Annotated in this window: 7 protein-coding genes; 5 read left to right on the forward strand and 2 right to left on the reverse strand. The window is 55.4% G+C overall.

Going from position 1 to position 19,674, the window contains the following annotated elements; translation table 11 throughout:
• Positions 1–1,392, forward strand: a 1,392-nt coding sequence (locus Pla52o_RS26655; RefSeq protein WP_390620836.1) for an alpha/beta hydrolase family protein, incomplete at its 5' end; no start/stop codon positions are given.
• A 519-nt stretch (positions 1,393–1,911) separates the two neighbouring features.
• Here the strand turns inward: Pla52o_RS26655 and Pla52o_RS05195 are convergent.
• Positions 1,912–2,613 carry a PEP-CTERM sorting domain-containing protein gene (locus tag Pla52o_RS05195; RefSeq protein ID WP_197169019.1) on the reverse strand — a complete coding sequence of 234 codons (702 nt, stop codon included), beginning with the start codon at positions 2,611–2,613 and terminating at the stop codon, positions 1,912–1,914.
• A 46-nt stretch (positions 2,614–2,659) separates the two neighbouring features.
• Positions 2,660–14,446, reverse strand: a complete 11,787-nt coding sequence (locus Pla52o_RS05200) for a GEVED domain-containing protein (RefSeq protein ID WP_197169020.1) — start codon at positions 14,444–14,446, stop codon at positions 2,660–2,662.
• A gap of 305 nt (positions 14,447–14,751) precedes the next feature.
• On the opposite strand from Pla52o_RS05200, the gene Pla52o_RS05205 reads away from it, so the two are divergent.
• The 4 genes from Pla52o_RS05205 to Pla52o_RS05220 all read left to right on the forward strand — a co-directional run bounded on the left by Pla52o_RS05205 (position 14,752) and on the right by Pla52o_RS05220 (position 19,438).
• Positions 14,752–15,366: a sigma-70 family RNA polymerase sigma factor gene (locus Pla52o_RS05205; protein ID WP_146593575.1), complete on the forward strand. Its 615-nt coding sequence runs from the start codon at positions 14,752–14,754 to the stop codon at positions 15,364–15,366.
• A gap of 21 nt (positions 15,367–15,387) precedes the next feature.
• Positions 15,388–16,995 (forward strand): serine/threonine-protein kinase, encoded by a 1,608-nt coding sequence (locus Pla52o_RS05210; RefSeq protein ID WP_146593576.1) that lies wholly within the window; start codon positions 15,388–15,390, stop codon positions 16,993–16,995.
• Between the two features lie 1,303 nt (positions 16,996–18,298).
• Positions 18,299–19,162 carry a DUF1206 domain-containing protein gene (locus Pla52o_RS05215; RefSeq protein ID WP_146593577.1) on the forward strand — a complete coding sequence of 288 codons (864 nt, stop codon included), beginning with the start codon at positions 18,299–18,301 and terminating at the stop codon, positions 19,160–19,162.
• Positions 19,163–19,258: 96 nt separating this feature from the next.
• Positions 19,259–19,438 carry a YqaE/Pmp3 family membrane protein gene (locus Pla52o_RS05220; RefSeq protein ID WP_146593578.1) on the forward strand — a complete coding sequence of 60 codons (180 nt, stop codon included), beginning with the start codon at positions 19,259–19,261 and terminating at the stop codon, positions 19,436–19,438.
• The last annotated feature ends 236 nt before the right edge of the window (positions 19,439–19,674 follow it).

Below are 19,674 nucleotides of genomic sequence, written 5' to 3' on the forward strand. Positions count from 1 at the left end.
AATCGTGTTGGCGTTACCGGCAATTCGGGCGGCGGCACCATGACGACTTGGCTGTGCGGTTTGGATCCGCGTTGGTCGATGGCGGCACCGAGTTGTTTCGTCAGCACGATACGTCGCAACTTGGAAAACGAAGAACCTCAGGACACCGAACAATGTCCGCCTCAGGCATTGGCGCTCGATCTGGATCATGCTGACTTCCTGGCCGCGATGGCTCCCAAGCCAGTTATCATTTTGGCCAAGGAACGTGACTTTTTCGATGTGCGTGGAGCGGAAGAAACCTACGCTCGGTTGCGGCGTCTGTACCGCTTGCTGGGCGCCGAAGACAACGTTGCCCTGTTTGTTGGTCCCACCGGACACGGTTACTCAACCGAGAACCGCGAAGCCATGTACTCGTGGTTCAACCACGCCAGCGGGATGGCGGCCGGCGATACCGATCGCACGTTCGGTGGAGTGTTGAGTTCGACCGGTGAGGTTCCCTTCACGGCGGAGCCCGAGATCCGAATCGAAAAGGACGAAACGTTGCAGTGCACCCCCAAGGGGCAAGTCGATGCAATGGAAAACACGCGAACGATATACGATTTCACCCGCGAAAAGTCACAACAGTTCGCTGCGGCGCGCAAACCCCTCAGCGGCGAAGGCCTGCAAAAGGCCGTGACCGATGTATTGAAATTGCCCGCCGAACGCGGCGAAGTACCGGATTATCGTATCTGGGCCGATCTGCGGGCACGTGATTATCCGACCAAGCACGCGGTCGTTTATTCGGTCGACACGGAGCCTGGGATTCAGGCCAGCGTGTATCGCTTGACCAAGGGACGCTGGTATTCGCGTCCCGAGCGCACCGGCAAACGGGCGTTATTGTATGTTGCGCATCTGTCGAGCGACGACGAGCTACGCAACGAGCCTTTGATCCGCGAACAGATGCAGGCCGAACCCGATTCGCCCCTATTCGCCTGTGACGTCCGCGGCATCGGCGAATCACGTCCCGATACCTGCACACCGGGATCGTTTCACAGTTCCTACGGCAGCGATTATATGTATGCGATCCACAGCCTGATGCTCGATCGTCCCTACGTCGGTCAAAAGACACTCGATGTGCTGCGAGTGCTCGATTGGTTAGCGTCGGTGGGGCATACCGAGATTCACATCGTGGGTCGAGGCTGGGGCGCGTTGCCCGCTACGTTCGCCGCCGTGATGTCGGATCAAGTGAAGCAGGTGACGCTGAAAAACGCGTTGACCTCGTACAGCGAGATCGCCGAAAGCAAGCACTACGAATGGCCGCTTTCGACGCTGCTTCCCAACGTGTTAGCCCAATTCGATCTTCCCGATTGCTACGAAGCATTGCAAGCCAAGCAGTTGCGTCAGATCGAACCCTGGAACGCGCAGGCTAAATAACGTCTGCGTCGCCTTAACGACCGCGTCCCCGTAGCGTTCGGTCGCCAGTCCAGTGGATGGGAGAATTGCCCCGTCCACGTTCGGGTGAGCGTCGCTACGACCGGTTGCGGGCAGCGGGCCATCAGCCCATTCCGCCATCGATTGCGCAACGCGATATGTTATCGCTTCGTTCCGCAAAGCGTTAGTCGTTGTTCGCTCCGCGAACACAACGAATTGCGATCGATCCGTCCGTAAAGAAGCTGGATAGATCGCAATTCGATAGCGGTCACGACAATGGAGAAGGCAAAGCCATCCCCGACTACCGCCGCGGCTGTTCGATTTCCAGTCGCCTACCATGCCCTCAAAGCGTTTTCTTCACACAGGCTGCTGGATATCAAACTGGGCGTCGGTGCGTTTCGCGATAGTGCGGACATCGTGCTGGAAGTCGGAGGTGCCTTCGATCGCTCGTTAAAACTCCGCTCGCACCGCGGCGACCGGCCCCCTCGACGGTGCGTTTCTATTGCGCAGCATCACGCATGACTAAGACAAACGGCAAAGCGTCGTAGCATTGCCACGATCTTTACGGCGGCGGCAAAACACAAGGCAACCGCCAGCACATCCGAACACCAGCAAACTGGCAGGTTCGGGAACCGTGGCAGCGGACGTGACCGTAAACGATGCACCCTGCACGTCGGGTACAAGCGTCGTGAAATCGAAGTCGTCCAGGAGTAGGGTGGTACTATTTGCAAAGGGGGTGTTGTCGATCAAAAAGCCAATGGTGTAGTCACCTGGAGTGGGCGGAGCGACGGCTGACAAAGTCCCCAATCGAATGTAGGCGGTAGCCTCCGGGATTCCTGTGTCAGAACCAAATGGTGGCGTATCGGCGTCCAGAGTGACGATTCCGTCGTCGGATACATCGGGATCAAACGAGAAACTCAGCGAACCGATCAAGCCGGCATCGGGAACAAATGAAAACCCAGAAAAGTCTGTACCGCCAACGGTTAACGCTGCGTCGCTAGCAGTGAAATCCAAAGTGATGGAAATGATGCTGTCCGTAGGGCTCGGCAACGCCACGTTCCTAAGTTCGATATCAAAATCGACGACATCTCCCGGTGCGATGGGATCAAGCGTTGTCGTTGTGGCCGTAATCAAACCAGCTTGAACCTGGGCAGTGCAACAGGCGATCGTCACCCACAGCGTGGCAGCAAGTGACAATCGACAACTTGTTTTAGTAAATAGCATGAGGTTTCTCTTGAGGTTCAATCGGAAGGTGTCGTTTCTTGAGGAATCAATCCAGCTGCTTGCCCACACAGCTGCGAAGCCAGACGTAGTAGTCGCGGGTGGAGATAATGCCATCGCCGTCGAAGTCGAAGGCGGAGTCATAGCCGGCCATTCCGGCACGGGCTCCAAATTGGACTTTGGTGCGATCGAACCAGGTGGCTCGGTCGGAGATGCCGACAATCGCGTCGCCATCAAAGTCGCCGCTCAGTTGATGGAAATGGTAGCGGTAGACTCCGTCATCGGTTCCATCGGAGTCCACAAAACTTGCATCGATCGTGTCGTGGATACGCAGTTCGTACCGACCATCGGCCAGGATCGATTGGGTGCCTCCCGCAGTCAAATCGATCAGCAATCGGCTCGTCGCCATATCCCAGCGGAACTGGTCAGCGGTCAACGCGACGTTGGTGCTAAATCCAGCTCCGGTATGGAGTGAGATCGCACTCAGGATCTGACCGCTGTCGATCATGCTTTGCGCGTCGAAGTCGCGATCGAACTGAATGGCTAACTGAGTCGTGTTGCTGCGCTGCAGGGCTCCGTCATTAACCGTCACACCGGACACCGACAGCGGGTCCGCTGCGAGGTTGACGTTTAGGCTGAATGTGGTGCGCGAAGTGATTCCGAAGCTATCGGTGGCCGTGATCGTGACCGTTTGACTCTCATCGGTCGTGTCGTTGGTATTGAAGGACCAAGACCAGGTTCCACTGCCATCGTCAGCTTGTGTGACGGTCCCGATCGAAGCCGACAGGCTCACGACATCGCCAACGGAATCCGAGAAGGTGATGGTATTGCTGGCGACGTCGCCTTGGTCGACCGTCAGCTCCGAGAGTTCGACGGCAACCACAGGCGGTAAGTTCGTGACATCAAAGTGGGCGATTCGCGTGGCGACTTCGACGTCATCGACTCGAACCGAATAACGGAAGCTGGCGGAACCGAGTTCAGCGGCAACGAAACGGACGGTATGGTCGTCACTTAGGATTTCGGCTTCGCCGTTGACCGCTTCCGTGATAACGAACGTCGGATCGGTCAGTTCTAGATCAGCAACCAGCGACAGCAAGTCGAGGTCCCGCTCGCCAGCAACGAGGCTATCGAAAACATTGTCGGCGAGGTAGCTGACCAATCCCGCATCTTGCCGCTCCAAATGGTCAGTGATCTCCGCTTCGATTTCAAATTCCGAAACGATCGGGACTTCATCGATCTGGAACGTGTTACCGATCGCCGACAACGAATGGGGACCAGCGTTGTCAATCAGATCGCCATCGCCATGAATGATGATCGTGTTTCCACCGGGATCATCGGCAGTCCCCAGATCAACCTTTCCGCCGGTGACCTGAATGGCTGGCCGATCAGCCGTCGTCGTTTCTTCGATCCTGCTGTTGCGTAGCGTCAAGCTTCCGCCCTGGACGAGGATGGTGGGAGCGTCGGTGGCATTGGTGAAGGTGAAACCCTCGACGATCAGATTTCCGGATTCCAGCGTCAGTGCGGGCGAAGCACCCACCCAGGTTGGCCCGTTAGAACCGTTGATGCGAACGGTGATACCGGCTGGCAGTTTGATGGTTTCGCCGCTGTACACGCCTGCCGTCAGGTTGATGGATATTTCTAGCGTCTCTCCGACATTCAGGTTTTCGAGTTGGGTAATAGCCTGAAGCGTGGAGGTCAGTTTTTCCGGATCAGACGCGATGGTGAGGATCGGCTCCTTTTCATCTGTTGCTTCCTTGACCCAGTCCTTCAAGCCAGCGGAAAGGCTAGACAGGTCAAGACTGGCACCAAACGGATTCACCCCATCCCGGCCAAAAACCACATAACTTTGACCAGCCTGACCATCGGCGTAGTATGCTCCGATGATCAGATCGTCAATTCCGTCGTTGTTGACATCACCAGCACCGCTGACGGAATATCCTGAGAAGTCACCTGAATCAAAGCCGTAGATCACGAACCCATTGCTGCCGTCCAGAGAATTCAGTTCGACGCTGGCAGCAAACGGATGTTCCTCATCTCGACCAAAAATCACATAACTTTCACCAGCATCAGATTGACCATTGCCAGACCCATTGGCGGAATATGCTCCGATGATTAGGTCGTCGATTCCGTCGTTGTTAATGTCACCAGCCCTGCTGACGGAAATGCCTGAATGGTCGCTTGAATCAATGCCGTGAATTGCGAAACCACTGCTACCGTTCAGGGAGCTCAGGCTGACGCTGGCGGCAAACGGGACCTCCGCGTTCCGGCCAAAAATCACGTAACTTTCACCAGCAGCAGACTGGCCATTCCCTGCCCCATCGGCGTAGTATGCTCCGATGATCAGGTCGTCGATTCCGTCGTTGTTAATGTCACCAGCGCCGCTGACAGAAATGCCTGAAGAGTCGTCTGAATCAATGCCGTGGATTACGAAACCATTGCTGCCGTCCAGTAAACTCAGGTCGATGCTGGCGGCAAACGGATCCTCCGCGTCCCGGCCAAAAATTACGTAACTTTCACCAGCATTAGACTGGCCATTACCTGACCCATTGGCAAGGAATGCTCCGATGACGAGGTCGCTGATTCCGTCGCCGTTAACATCACCCGCACCGCTAACGGAGATGCCTGAACTGTCGCCTGAATCAACACCGTGGATCACGAAGCCATTGCTGCCGTCCAGAGAACTCAGGTCAACGCTGGCACCAAACGGATCCTCCGCGTTCCGGCCAAAAATAACGTAACTTTCACCAGCACCAGACTGGCCATTGCCAGCGCTGCCGGCAATATATGCTCCGATGATCAAGTCGTCAGTTCCGTCGTTGTTGATGTCACCCGCACCGCTAACGGAGATGCCTGAACGGTCGTTTGAATCAATGCCGTGGATCACGAAGCCATTGCTGCCGTCCAGAGAACTCAGGTCAACGCTGGCAGTAAACGGAGCCACCGCCTTTCGGCCAAAAATCACATAACTTTCACCTACCTGGCCATTGGCGTTGGGGGCTCCGATGACTAGGTCAACAATTCCGTCGTTGTTAACGTCACCAGCACCGCTGACGGAAAAACCAGAAGAGCCGCTCGAATCAATGCCGTGAATCACGAAACCATTACTGCCGTCAAGGGAACTCAGGTCGACGCTGGTGGTAAACGGATCCTCCGCGTGCCTGCCAAAAACCACATAGCTTTCACCAACATTGGATCGGCTATTATCAATCCCATCGGCGTAGGGGGCTCCGATGACCAAGTCATCAATTCCGTCGCTGTTCACGTCGCCAGCGCTGCTGACGGAATAACCTGAACTGTCAACTGAATCAACACCGTGGATCACAAAGCCACCGGTGTCGAGAATCGTCCCGATTCCCTCACTGCGGGTGATCGCGGCATTTCCAGTGACTCCACTCAGTCTCACCACAAACGTCTCGTTCGTTTCAGCATAGGTGTCTCCTTGAGCGATTACAGTAATTGTCTTGGTGGATTCACCGTCCAAAAATGTGAGTGTGTCCGCGACTGGCAGATAGTCGGAGTTATCCACAGTGGCCGTTCCGTCTACCGTCTGATAGTCAACACTGACCTCTCCCACCAGCGAGCCACTACGTGTCACGGTGAATACAAATGGAGTTGGTCCCACCGCACCTTCGACTTTGCTAACGTTGCCAATCGTCAAAAGACTGGAACGAATCGAGACGATATGGTCTTCGACTTCGCCATCACTGGCAAACCCGGTCGGTACGGAGGCGGCTTGTATGTCAGTGCTCAGACGGAATCGGGCGTACGTCGTGCCATTGAAACCGACGGGTACCATCGGGAAGTCCAATTCGACCGTCGTCGATTCGGGATCCGGGTTAACCGAATGCTGGGCGGAAAGATCGAACGTCCCGTCGCCGTTGGAGTCGATCCAGCCGTACAGCATTGCCGGTTTCGCGGTTCGATTGGTTACCACCACCGTTACGGTGGGGCTCGTACCTCCAATAAACGTCAACGAGCCAAACGCATCCTCGTCATCCGCCAATTCTCCGTGAAAGAGGTCACCAGTAACATCATCTGAGTTGGCTTGGCTGCCGGGATTCGCGGTGAACTCGCCGTCAACGAATTTACCGATGAAGATATCTTGGTCGATTTGGTGTGATGGCCCGCTGTCACTTATGGACGTGTTGTAGTTGCCAGGTCCCGTGCCGGGGCCGGTATCTGGGGCATCACCGTAGTCCCTGCTGAGCAAACTCGCGAGGTATTCTCCGCCCGCACCGTCATTGGACAGCAATCGGAGGATGGTCATCGTCGAGTCCGAACTGCCCGCCAATAGAATGCGATCGAATTCATCCACGAACACACCACCGATCGATTCCGAAGTGCTGCCGAGGTCGATGATTTTTTTGCCGCCGTCGCCGAACGCTTCGTCGAGGGTGCCGTCAGAGTTGATGCGGGCAACCGCGAAGTCCGAAACACCATCCGACGGTGAAAAGGTGTAGCCGCCGACGATCACGCGATTGGAACTGTCGACCGCGATACTCTGTGCGCTATCAGCATCGCCACCGAAGTCAATGGATAGCTTGCCGTCGTCGTCAAAGCTGACATCAAGCGAGCCGTCGGGGTTAAGCCACGCGATAGCAACGTCGGTTTGAGCAGCCGAATAGTCGTAGTAATAGCCACTGATGACGATTCGTCCAAATCGATCGATCGTGACTGCCGATGGCACATCCGAGCTGTTTCGATTGGCGTCCACGATATTGATGGTTTGAATCCCATCGCCGCCAAATCCAGTGTCGAGTTGGCCGGTGTTGAGATATCGAGCTGCCGCAAAATCGCTGTTAACTGTGCCCACGATCACAATGTTATCGTTCTGATCGACCGCTAAATCCGTGGGGTGGAACGCAAGCTCGACGTATTGACCGGAACCGAATGTCGAATCAAGAGTTCCTGAGGCTGTCAACCGTGTCAGGATTTTAGCATTTCCGGAAGTGCCGGAAATCAGGATACGCCCCTGACTATCGACCGCCATCGCGGTCGGTCTGTCACTTTGGCTGTTGAAGTCGTGGATGGACAGGCCGTTGGTGCCAAAGCTTGCATCGAGTTCACCATCAGCCGTCAGGCGATAGATGTTGAGGTTCTCTTTCGTGCCCGAGTTTAAGTTGCTCTGTCGACCATTCGTTAATAGGATGATTCGCCCTTGGTCATCAATATGGACCCCGATGGCGCGGTCTGAATTGTTGAAAGGATTCGTATCCAGTCGCACAAGACCTCGATCACCAAATCCAAGATCAAGCTGCCCGTCATCGAGATATCGAATGACCAGGACGTCACTCGATCCTGAAGAGTGCCCGATGGCAACGATTTTTCCGTCGGGCTGATGCGAGACAATTTCTGAAGCGAATCCGTTCGAATACGGACTTCCAATGTCGGTGGTGAGCTTGCCATCACGACTGAAAGTGCTGTCAAAGTCTCCATTGTTGGTCAGCCGCGCAACGGCAAAGTCAGAAGTCCCCGTTCCTGCAACCAGGATATTGCCGACCGGATCGATCGCCAAAAAGCCTCCAAAGTCGCGTTCGTTACCAAAGTCAACAATCTGGACCCCGTCGTCGTCAAAGGTATCGTCAAGTTCTCCCGAAACGGCAAGTCGGATCACCGCAATGTCCTCGCGCTGTCCGGACTCTTGAGTTTGGGCTGCAATCAGGATGCGGTCGCTGCCATCGATCGCCAGGCCATAGGTAAATTCCTGCTGTGAAAAGATGTCGACGATATGTTTTCCATCGTCTGAGAAATTCGTGTCGAGTACTCCGCCATTCGTCAATCGGGCGACGGCAATGTCTGTCCCGGATTCGCCACCTTGAAAGGATCGTCCAGTGACGACAATTCGCCCCAAACTGTCGATGGCGACAGAGCCTGGATAATCGCCCTTGTTATCGAAGTCGATTGTCTGGATACCGTCGCTGTCGAAAGTATCGTCGAGTACTCCGTCCTTTGTCAGACGAATCACCGCCAGATCACGTTGGCTACTCGATCGGAGGTTCGTATAGCCGCCCATCACGATTCGATCCAGAACATCGATGGTAAGGGATGTCGAGATATCCGTCGTTCCGCCAAGATCGAAGTGATTCTTTCCATCTTCCGAAAACGTCGAATCAAGCACTCCATCTGCGGTTAGTCGCGCAACGGCGAAGTCGTAATCACGGTCGACGATGTGCTGAGCACTTCCACCAACAACAATTCTTCCCGTACTGTCGATGGCGACATCTGGGGTTCCTGTTTTGCGTCCATCGAAGTCGATGAACTGAAAGCCATCGCTTCCGAAGCTGGTGTCGATATCCCCGTTGGGCATCAAACGAGTGATCGCGAAGTCTGATCTTCCTGATCCATCGGTGTACGACAATGCCCCCGCAATGATGATTCGATTCTGGTCATCCAGGACCATACTGCTCGCCGACATGCGGGCGCCATCGAACCACATCCGGTGCTGAGCGACTCCCAGGTTGCCAAACGTCCCGTCGGCTACACCATCCATGTTCAATCGGAGGACGGTGACGTCAGATCCATTACTCCCCAGAATCAATGATTGTCCGTTGGATGGATACGCAACGACGTCCACGACGCTATCGGTATTTGGCTTTCGAGAGTCCGTACGGACAACTCCGTTATTACCAAAACCGGGATCAAGCGAACCGGAGGGGATCAGGTTCTGGTAGCCGTTGCCGATCCCCGTTACGACGTAATCTTCGACTTCGCCATCGAGTGCACGACCGGTGGGAACCGCCGCACTTGCGTCGGTACTGAAGCGGAACCGCGCGTAGGTCGTTCCCGAAAATCCTTCTGGAACCTTGGGGAACGTCAGCGTGACTATCTCACCAAGGCTGCCTTTACCGACGGCTGCAGAAGGTACAGAGAGGGATACTTGTTCGCCCCCATCAAATTCGCCATTCATGTCGTAGTCGATCCAGCCGTAGAGCGCTGCATCACTACCAGTCAGGTTCGTGACGTACAGATCGACGGACGGATTTTGACCGACGGCCAGATTTCGTAGTTGTGATGGATCAACCAAGCCATCTTCGTCGTTACCAAAACCGGTGACGTCATCGCCTGTCGCCGCATCGTTCGGATTCGGTGCCTTTTCGACATCGACGAACGAACCCAGAAAGATGTTCGAATCAAGTTCGTGCGATGGCGACCGCATTGCGGTGGAAGCATCCGCTAGCTGCACTAGATAGTCACTGGATCCTGCTCGAACCATCAATTCCGGCAGGTCATTGCTGTTGCTGTCGTCCATCACAGCGATGGACCGTCCGAAGGATCCGTGGTTGTCCGCAGAGTCTTCTGGACCGCCTCCCATCCCGGTGGCAATTTTTGAGACGTCGGTTACGGAGCCATCCCTTGCCAACTGCAAGACGTAGACGGCACCTCGATTCATACCGCCGGTGTTGTCGTACGGAGCGCCGACAGCGATGTCAAGGATCCCATCCCCGTTGGCATCGCTAATCGATGCCACGGATGTTCCGAACCGGTCGTCTGCAGAAATCGGCATCCCAGTGCTTTGTGAGATGATATTTCGGCCTTGCTCCGTGCCATTGTTGTTCAAGTATACGACGAAAGCTGCACCGCTGCGGCGATTGGCAAGCGTGTCGGAATAAGTAGGGGCACCGATCAGCAAGTCGGTCACATGATCGTCATTGAGGTACCCAAGATTGACGACCGAGCTGCCGAAGTCTCCCGGTCCGCTGATCACTTGGTAGTCGTCAACGACTCCATTCGCCCCCATCAGGAGGATGAAGACCCTTCCATCGCCTTCAAATCCTGCAGCCCCCACGGCCAGATCATCGTATCCGTCCGCATCAATGTCTCCAATCGAAGCGATCGAGATGCCAAAACCCGCTGGTTCAGACAGCGATGGTCCATTGCCGCTGTCGCCGCCGATGATTGTGGAACCGATCGACTTCCCATCGCGGTCCAGAAAGACGACATCCAGTCGGCCCGCGGCTTCGCTACCGATCCCAGGTGAGCCGATGACGACGTCGGGAATGCCGTCGCCGTTCAGGTCACCCAATCCCGTGAACGATTCGCCCAAACGGTGCGTCTGAAGATCGACGGGAATCGCGGTTGACTCCACTCGTTTCACGGTGCCATCCGGGTTCAGCAAATGGATCTCTACGCCGGGAGAGTTTCCGCCGATCAACACCGATGCGGCCAGGTCATTCGTCCCATTGCCGTCAACGTCACCGATGTTGTGAAACGCCCCGTCGACAAGTTGAGACTGCGGCGTGGTCGCTGTGGAAACAATGCTTCCGGAGTTTCCGATCGCTGCATCGCCATGGTCGAAGTACGTTTGCCCCGAGCCTATTGGGGGTATGATCGTGACGAGATAGTCTTCGACTTCGCCATCGAAGGCGGCCCCGGTCGGTGCTGCGGCTGCACCATCGGTACTCAATCGGAACCGCGCGTATGTCATACCCGCCACCCCGGCTGGAATGAATGGGAATGATAATGGGACAGTCGGCTCGGTTGTTTTGTCCGGTACGGGAAACTCGCTCCGCTCACTGAGATCGAAAACGCCGTCGAAGTTGAGATCGATCCAGCCGTAGAGCATGCCATCGCTGCCGGTGTCATTGGTCACAATGACGTCTACCTGCGACGTTTGTCCCGCCGTCAGTGTCAAGACACCGCCGGGAAGAATCAGACCATCATCGTCATCACCGTCTGCCAAATTCGATGGATTGGCAAAGACATCCGCAGTAATGGAAGTGCCAAGATAGATCGCATCATTGACGATGTGTACTGGACCATCATCATGGGCGTGGGTGTTGTAGTTCCATGGTCCCGTGCCATCGCCGCTATCCGGAGCATCACCGAAATCACCGCGACGAAGTACGCCGATACTCATTTCAATTAGTCCGCCCTGGCTGTCACATCGCGGCGGAGCGGCTGTCACAAAGTCAACTCCACCTTCGCCATCGACGTCTCCTAGTACAGCCAAGTCGACACCTACGTCCGAGTAACTCCAGCCCTCGGGGGTTTTTAATTCAAGTTGTTCTTTGACCGTTCCATCGGCATTCAGCAAGAGCCGATGAATGCTTCCAAATCGTACGTCGCAAAACCCTTGCGTTGTATCGGTCGAAGTCCTACCGGGCGCTCCGACCAGTACGTCCGCGACCCCATCACCATCCAAGTCTCCTGGTGCGGCAACGGCTAATCCGAAGAGTTCTGCTGAGGTATCTGTGCCAAGCTTTGATAAGTCGTAATCGAATGTTTTACGATCACGAAGTTCTCCTTCTGACGATAAGAACACCACATCCAAGAATCCATTTCTGCCAACGGCGATCTCCAGCAATCCGTCGCCGTCGAGGTCGCCAATCGCGGCGAGGTCTTGAGCGTCAATCCCCGAGAGGCTTGTGCGGTCAATCACGCTACCCTCGCTCGACATGAAAAGGATATCGATTGCCGCATCGTAGGTATCGGTCACCAGGGCACCGGGTCCGGTGTACCGTTTTCGCTCGTATTCCTGTTGAGATACCGCGAGGTCGGGCACCCCATTGCCGTCCAAATCACCGACAGTAGTAATCGCTCGACCAAAGTTCAGATTAGCGGGATCAAAGTTGGCGTCGTCAGGGCCGAGGTTGGGGGTGGGGCCAATCTCCGCGAAATCGCGCAGCGAGCCATCCGTTTTTAAATACAGTATCTGAACTTTGCCATTTGCGTCTGGTGAAAAACGTGACACATCAGGGAATGTACTCCCCACCGCTAGTTCGTCGATTCCGTCACCGTCCAGGTCACCGGCAGACGCGAGCGACCCGATCGTTCCAAAACCGTTTCCGCCCACCCGGTCTCCACGAATCTCCGTGGTTGTGATGATTCGCCCTTCTGGACCGACAAACAGTACCTGGACCGCGTTACCAGCCGCGACGGCCATATCGCGATAACCATTGCCATCAACATCGCCGAGGGAAGTGACATGGCGAGTGTTTTGTCCGTGGACGCCAAACGGACCGATCTCACTACGAGCGACCGGCGATCCATCCGCATTCAACGAAACGATTTCGACCGAACCGCTCCACGCATCGTTGGATGCACTAATCGCAATCTCAATCGATCCGTCACCCGAAGGATCAACCGACAGGTCACCGAGAAACGCCATCGCACTAGCATACTTGGCGTCCGCATGCTGCGAATTCGATTTCAGTGCATACCGCTGTGCCGCCTCCAGAGTGCCGTTGGCATTCAGGAACAGCACGTAGGCTGCTCCCTGGACATCATTGGTTGGTTCACTATCCGCAAGCGAGCGTCCGCGGAGCGTCGGATCTCCGACGATCAGTTCGAACCTACCGTCGCCATCGAGATCTCCTGCGACCAGTGAATTTCCGAAGCCATAGTCATGCCGAGCACTGTAGTCAATGAAGTTGCTGGTCAAGTGTGTACGATGCAGTACCTCAAAGTCCGCATTGAGTGACAGGATTTGAACGATTCCCTCGTCATCGTTCCCACCACGCTGAATTCCCACAGCGATTTCGATATTGCCGTCGTCGTCCAGGTCTCCCAGCAGCGTGATGGCTTTACCAAATATATCGTTCGAATCAGGAGCCAAAGGCGCGGACGCGATGTGTGAAATCGTGGCAGTTTTCTGAACGGCACCACTTGAATCGACGGAGAGAATCTGGAAATAGTCGGTGTGTCCTACTTTGGGATTCCTGACGACCAGCTCCTGCGTCCCATTGTTTCCGAGATCGCCGAGGTGCGCGATCGGCTCGCCAACTCCTGTAGCAATCGACTGTACGCTTTTGGCGGTTCCCACACTGTTTAAGTAAATGACATGCAACGACGTAGCGTCCGACAAGGCTTCGCCGGATGAAACAGCGAGATCGACGAACCCATCCCCGTTGAGATCCCCGATCGGTGCAATTTTTAGGAGGTTGCCACTGTACGGCGCAGACTCCCCAATGCCTGCTGCTCCGAGCGGGATGATGGTTCGTTTTGAATAAGAACCATCCGATTCGAGAAAGAAGATGTGGACAGCTCCTGTGCCTTCCCCTTCGGAATTGTCCCCTGGAACGGCGACCGCGAGATCGGTGACGCCGTTTCTATCCAAGTCGCCCACTTTCGCGATCGAATCACCGAATTTGAAGTTGTAGCCCACAAAGGGAGCGTTGGGATAGTTGGTATGGTCATCTGCCGCCACACGATAATACTGCAGCATTTCCGCTTCGTCGGTGTGCGGTAAGAAGATGTTGGCCACGTAGTCTTCGACCTCTCCGTCGCTCGCCAGGCCGGTCGGGCTGGCTGCTGCACCATCGGTGCTGAAACGGAACCGGGCTTGCGTCTGGCCGTGGAAACTCGAACCAATCTCAGGGAAAACCAACTGGACGGTTTTGGATTCGGCAAAGCCGACGATTGTCTCGGGGGTCGCCAGAGCGCGTTCGGTTTGGTTATCAAACACGCCGTCGCCATTGAAATCGATCCATCCGTGCAGTGTGGCCGGGGCGTCTGTCCGATTCGTTACAACGACGCTCACCTCCGGCTGACTGCCATGAGTCACGTTCAGATCGAAGTGGGGGTTGCGCAAACCATCGTCTTTCAGCCGATCCGGTGTGCCCTCGCTCGGACGCCCCATGAAGATTCTCGCATCGATCGTGTGCCGAGGTCCGTTATCCACCAGCGACGTCTGGTAATCCCCAGGGCCCGTGCCGACGCCGAAATCCGGCGCATCACCGAAATCCATGGCCAACAGGTGACGGTCCTCCAGACGTTCAATGCCGACGCGGCGGTGCGTCGATCGCAACGCTGCGGATAGCTGACGGCGAGACGTTTTGCGGTGCTGGGTACGGCGACGCGAGATGGAGACGCGTTGGGTAGATCGCTTCGAAAACATGCGGGCCATCGTCGTATATAGGGTGAGGCGTTTTGTTCGGTGGGTTGCTTCGGGGCCTGCGTCAGGCCACAGCACGACGACACATCCCGCTACTACATTGGGCGTAGAGATCAGCGGAAACCGGAAAATTAAATCCGTAAACTTGAAAGCTGACTGTCTCACCACTAGGATGTCTGCATCTCGCCGAGATGCGATGGGGGTGCGGTGGACACCCGGCTAGGCGGCTAGGATCTCGCGGCCGAGCCGTTGCCGCGTTACCCAACGCTTGAAAGTTGACAGACACAGACCTGCGGGAGCCCCATCCGATGCCCTCTACGATTCGCGATCCCCATAGGAGCATTCCCACCGACGGCGGTGGCGAGTGTTTTGACGTGGAATTAATTGAGCGATTGCTGCCGCAATTGTCCCGGATCGCTAAGCGCTCCATTGCTCGCCAGTGGCAGGCGAAAGTCGCTGTGTCCGACATTGTCCAGGACACGTTCATGGAAGCGACACAAACCCTGCCCGACTTTTCAGGGTCCACCATCGGTGAATTTAATGAATGGCTGCGGGCGATTCTGACCAACAACCTGCGAGATGCGCGTCGCAAGTATGTCGATACTCAGAAACGATCGATCGACCGTGAGCAACCACTGAATCGACTTTCTGCACCAACGCTTTCCGCCACTGATCCGTCTCCCAGTCGAGTTGCCGAGTCGAATGAGTTCGATCGCGAATTGCACTGTGCCATCCAAGGACTGGCTCCCACGGACCGCCAGATTTTAGCGTTACGCTGCCAGCAAAAACGGACGTTCGCGAAAATTGGAGATCAATTGAAGATGAAAGAAGACACGGTACGAAAACGGTGGGGTCGAATTTTAAGCGCGCTGCATCGACGCCTGCAAAGCTTCGATTCGCGAGCTTTCTCAAGACATCCATGATCTGCCTGCGGCAGGAAGCCCATGAATAAATTTCGCGATCCTGATCCGGGAAGGCCACACGATGGCGTGGACCTTCCGGAGTTAGACGAATCCTTTCAGCTACTCGCCGCCGCGGCGACTGCCGAAGAACTGGAAATGGTCGCCGAGCAACTCGGCGGTGACCAGGCGGCGTTACTAAAACGGCTCGCCAAACACTTCTCCAAATCCCCTGCTGATCCCGCGGTTGCCGCGGATGGACATGCCATTCCCGATCGTGTGGGCCGCTTTACCATCCTTCGCGAAATCGGCAGCGGTGGTTTCGGTGTCGTCTATCTTGCTCGTGACGAAACGATCGGGCGCGAGGTGGCGGTTAAACTTCCGCGACGCGATCTAATACGGGATACGCTGCGACGGCAACAGTTGGTTCACGAAGCTCGCACGGCGGGGGCATTGGAACACCCGAATATTATCCCCGTCTATGAAAGCGGAACCGACGGCGAAATGGTCTACATCGTTTCGGCGTACTGCGATGGTCCCGACTTAGCCAGCTGGCAATCCTTGCAACGCCAACAATCAACGTCGATCGAAGCGGCTGTGTTTGTCAGCAAGCTGGCCAACGCCGTAGCCTACGCCCATGCGCAAGGAGTCGTACACCGCGATATCAAGCCGAGCAATGTATTACTTGCACGTGAACCGAGCCTGACGGACTCCAACGAAGTCCATGACCCCAAGGCGTCAAATTCATCGTTGCCGTTGTCGAGGTATCAACCGCGATTGACCGATTTCGGACTGGCCCAACGGTCCGATGAGCCGATCACCGATACTCGCAGCAGCTTGATTGTTGGCACGCCCCTGTACATGGCGCCCGAACAATTGTTGCCCGACCTGGGGCCTGTCACCGCACAGACCGACATCTATTCGCTGGGTGTATTACTGGTCGAATTACTGATCGGCCAACCGATGTTGAGCGGCAAAACCTACATCGAAATTCTTTCCATTTTCCAAAACGAATCGCCTGCCTACAAGCAACTGGTGCCGATTCATATTCCGTCGGACCTGCGGACGATCATCATCAAGTGCCTGTCGAGAACGCCGGAGAACCGGTTTGTCTCCGCCGACGCGTTGGCGCAGGATCTGGACGCTTTCGTGGGCGGCCGCCCCGTATCGGCTCGCAATGCGACGTGGCTGAACCGAACCATCACATGGTGCCGCGACGCTAAACGGACGCGAGAAGCATGCCTGTTTACGCTCGCCGCAATCGCTTGCATGACCACATGGGTTTTGTATTCGCTCACGTTGGTATGGGGGCCGACATTTCCAGGGCAAGACGCCTGGGGCCCGACCGTCCAAGCGATGGCGATCGTCGGCATTATCAACGTTCCTATCGTGATATTCGCGTATTTAGGTCTCGGCCAACGTCTTTGGGCAATGAAAGTTGCGTTGGCTTGGTTGCTCGTTGGCAGCGTGATTGTGCCAGGGCTGGTGGTTGTCGGCGCTATAGGGCTTCTGGACCCGATCTATGGTCCCTATCCCTACTTCAGGAAAAGTTTTCACTCACTGATAATGCTGGTCGGATTCGCGCAAGTAATCTACCTAGCTGTAGGCCTCTACGCCCATCACTGGAATACCAAGCGACACGTCAGTTGGTAGCTCGCAAGCCTGAGCAATTCAACAGCAGATTTAGCCAGGAGCATCCGAAGCCGGAAAATTACCGACCGTAGCAAGTCGGCTACGGTCGTTGTTCATCTTGAGGATTCTCACTATGCGGTTTTGTGTTGCTCTGACGACTCTGCTGCTCTGCCTAGCTTGCCATTCGCTTCAGGCGGATGAAAAAGCTGCCATCGATGCTCTATTGACGTTCCCGCTGACCGATGCGGCTGTACCGCAAGAAGAGGTCGAACGATTTTGCGAACCGAAGGTCGCTCGTATCCTTGAGACGTGTTGGTTGAACAGTAGGAGTCGGCCGTTGGATAGTGGCAAGAAACCATGTTCGAGCATGTGATCTTTCGCGGCCAAACGCGACAGGTGCGGGACCAACCGACCGACATCGTCTGACAGGATGAAATCCAGGGCGGTCTGGGCTGTCGCATCCGGAAACTACGCTACCAAATCTTGCCGGGCCTATGGATTCCCGCACTGTTATACGAGCCGACCGAGATATCCGGCAAAGTCCCGGTGATCATGAACGTCAACCTTCACGACGATGAAGATGTCAAAGCCGCCCCGTCCAACCCGATGCGGTGCATTACCTAAGCCAAACGTGGGATGATGGTGCTGAGTGGCTGAGTGGCTGAGTGGCTGGGGGAGGGGGGAGGGGCCAGCTGCGTAGCGCTGGATTCGCACTCTACCGCATGAACCAATCGGATCTCTGCGGCACCAGCGGTACGCACCGAGCTAGTGCGCACCGAGCTTGCGCCGGTTCGTCAAAAACAACCTTGCCGAGGTGGACTTCCATACTCCAGTAAAGTGCGGTGTCCCCTTGCGTTTCTATCGGCCAATTAGCCAATTACCTGCGAATGAGTTTTTCTACACCAAGTCACAAACGCGAATGGTGTCGCGACAACCAACGGTTTGTGGGAAGCGGCACGTTGTTTGCATAAATGAGTTGTTTCATAAATCACGTGGGGCTCGCCCAAAAGTGCAGTGCTGCGTGACGGTCCCTCCTGACGCTCTTCCAGCCAGCGAGTTGGCCTGACTTCCTTATCTCCATGCGAAACACAAACGCAACAAAATCCCGGATGGTAAACGGCGTTCTAGCTCGTACGGATCTCCTCATCGACCCCGGTGACGATGAACCCGGCGAGCGAAGCAAAGGCTAGTCGTACGATAAATCGAACACGGTTTCAGAATGAAGATAGATCGCTGGATCACTGTCGCATGACCGCTCCGCCGGTCGGCCTGTTTACAACGAATCGGCGGAGCGATTCGGCGACAATCCAACCGGAGAGATCCAATGTCTTCAACTACCACCAGCTCCAACTCCTGGCACGGTTTTAAATCCGCGACACTTCCTGATGTTCCCAAATGGGTTGTTGTCATGGGGCGATTTGGGCATATCGCTAAGGGGGTCGTGTATGCGATCATGGGCTTTCTCGCTTTCAAGGTCGCGATCGGCTCTGGAAGCGACATCGAAGGGTCACGTGGCGTGATTCGTGAGATCGGGCAACAACCCTACGGGAAAGTTTTGCTCGGGGTGGTTGCCATCGGTTTGCTAAGTTACACCGCGTGGCGATGGGTCCAATCGGGATACGACACCGACGGTGCGGGATCGGATTCCAAGGGCATCGTCAAACGCATCGGTTATGCTCTGAGCGGACTTAGTTATCTGATGCTGGGAATCTTCGCCGGCACGTTAGCGTTGGGAACTTCATCCGGATCAGGCGAATCGAGCGACTCGCAAAGCGTAAGCCCGCTGCTCGCGACGACATGGGGACAAGTGCTGCTTGGAATCGCCGGAACGATCGTAGTCGCCGTTGGGTTCTACTTCATCTACAAGGGATACCAAGCAAAATTCATGGAGAAGTACGACCTGGCAAGCATGAGTGAGACGTTACGTGAAGCGGCTTTGCACGCAGGTCGATTGGGACTGATCACCAGAGGCATCGCCGTCATTATCATTGGCGGTTTTCTGTTCAGTTCCGCCGTTTCCGGTACAGGTGATGGAGAGATCAGTGGGATGAGTGATGCTCTTGCTGCAATCGCTGCCCAATCGTTCGGGAAAGTTCTGCTGGGAATCACAGGCTGTGGGCTGATGTGTTACGCGGCCCACATGATGATGTTGGGTTGGTTTCGGCAATTCAATGTGGCAAGCGAATAGTCAATGATGGCACGCCGATTGCTACCGATTGTTTTCGTTACATACCGATTGCTTTAGCGATCGGGTGCGAATCAACCTACGTACGAAGGAAGACCAATGTCCACTCAAGTCGCCACCCAAAATACCCTTGTTAAAGTCATCTTGGCCATCCTGCTACCACCACTCGCCGTCTTCATGAACTCGGGTCTAGGGACTCAGTTCTGGTTGAATCTGGTCCTGACGATCGTCGGTTTCTGGATTGTCGGAGTGATCCACGCACTGATCGTGGTTCTGTAAAACTGGTTCAATTCAGCATGTGGACGTTAGACGATCCGAATCTTAGCGACGAGGTGGCGACGATCCGCACCATCGATAAAGCGGATGGTCCTTGAAGCGGGTGGCATTGAGTTTCCAATGAATCGCATTTCAACCACCGTTGAAGGTGATTGAAATGAGATGGCGAATGTCATTTGCGAGTGCGATGCCAACCTGCGTGAACATCAGGTTCGCGGCCTGACGAACATTTCGATCGA

Source organism: Novipirellula galeiformis, assembly GCF_007860095.1.
GTDB lineage: Bacteria > Planctomycetota > Planctomycetia > Pirellulales > Pirellulaceae > Novipirellula > Novipirellula galeiformis.

What these genes read in the sequence shown, in the direction of transcription:
- Pla52o_RS05195 (WP_197169019.1), bottom strand. Translation starts at nt 2,613, where the DNA reads ATGCTATTTACTAAAACAAGTTGTCGATTGTCACTTGCTGCCACGCTG.
- Pla52o_RS05200 (WP_197169020.1), bottom strand. Translation starts at nt 14,446, where the DNA reads ATGTTTTCGAAGCGATCTACCCAACGCGTCTCCATCTCGCGTCGCCGT.
- Pla52o_RS05205 (WP_146593575.1), top strand. Translation starts at nt 14,752, where the DNA reads ATGCCCTCTACGATTCGCGATCCCCATAGGAGCATTCCCACCGACGGC.
- Pla52o_RS05210 (WP_146593576.1), top strand. Translation starts at nt 15,388, where the DNA reads ATGAATAAATTTCGCGATCCTGATCCGGGAAGGCCACACGATGGCGTG.
- Pla52o_RS05215 (WP_146593577.1), top strand. Translation starts at nt 18,299, where the DNA reads ATGTCTTCAACTACCACCAGCTCCAACTCCTGGCACGGTTTTAAATCC.
- Pla52o_RS05220 (WP_146593578.1), top strand. Translation starts at nt 19,259, where the DNA reads ATGTCCACTCAAGTCGCCACCCAAAATACCCTTGTTAAAGTCATCTTG.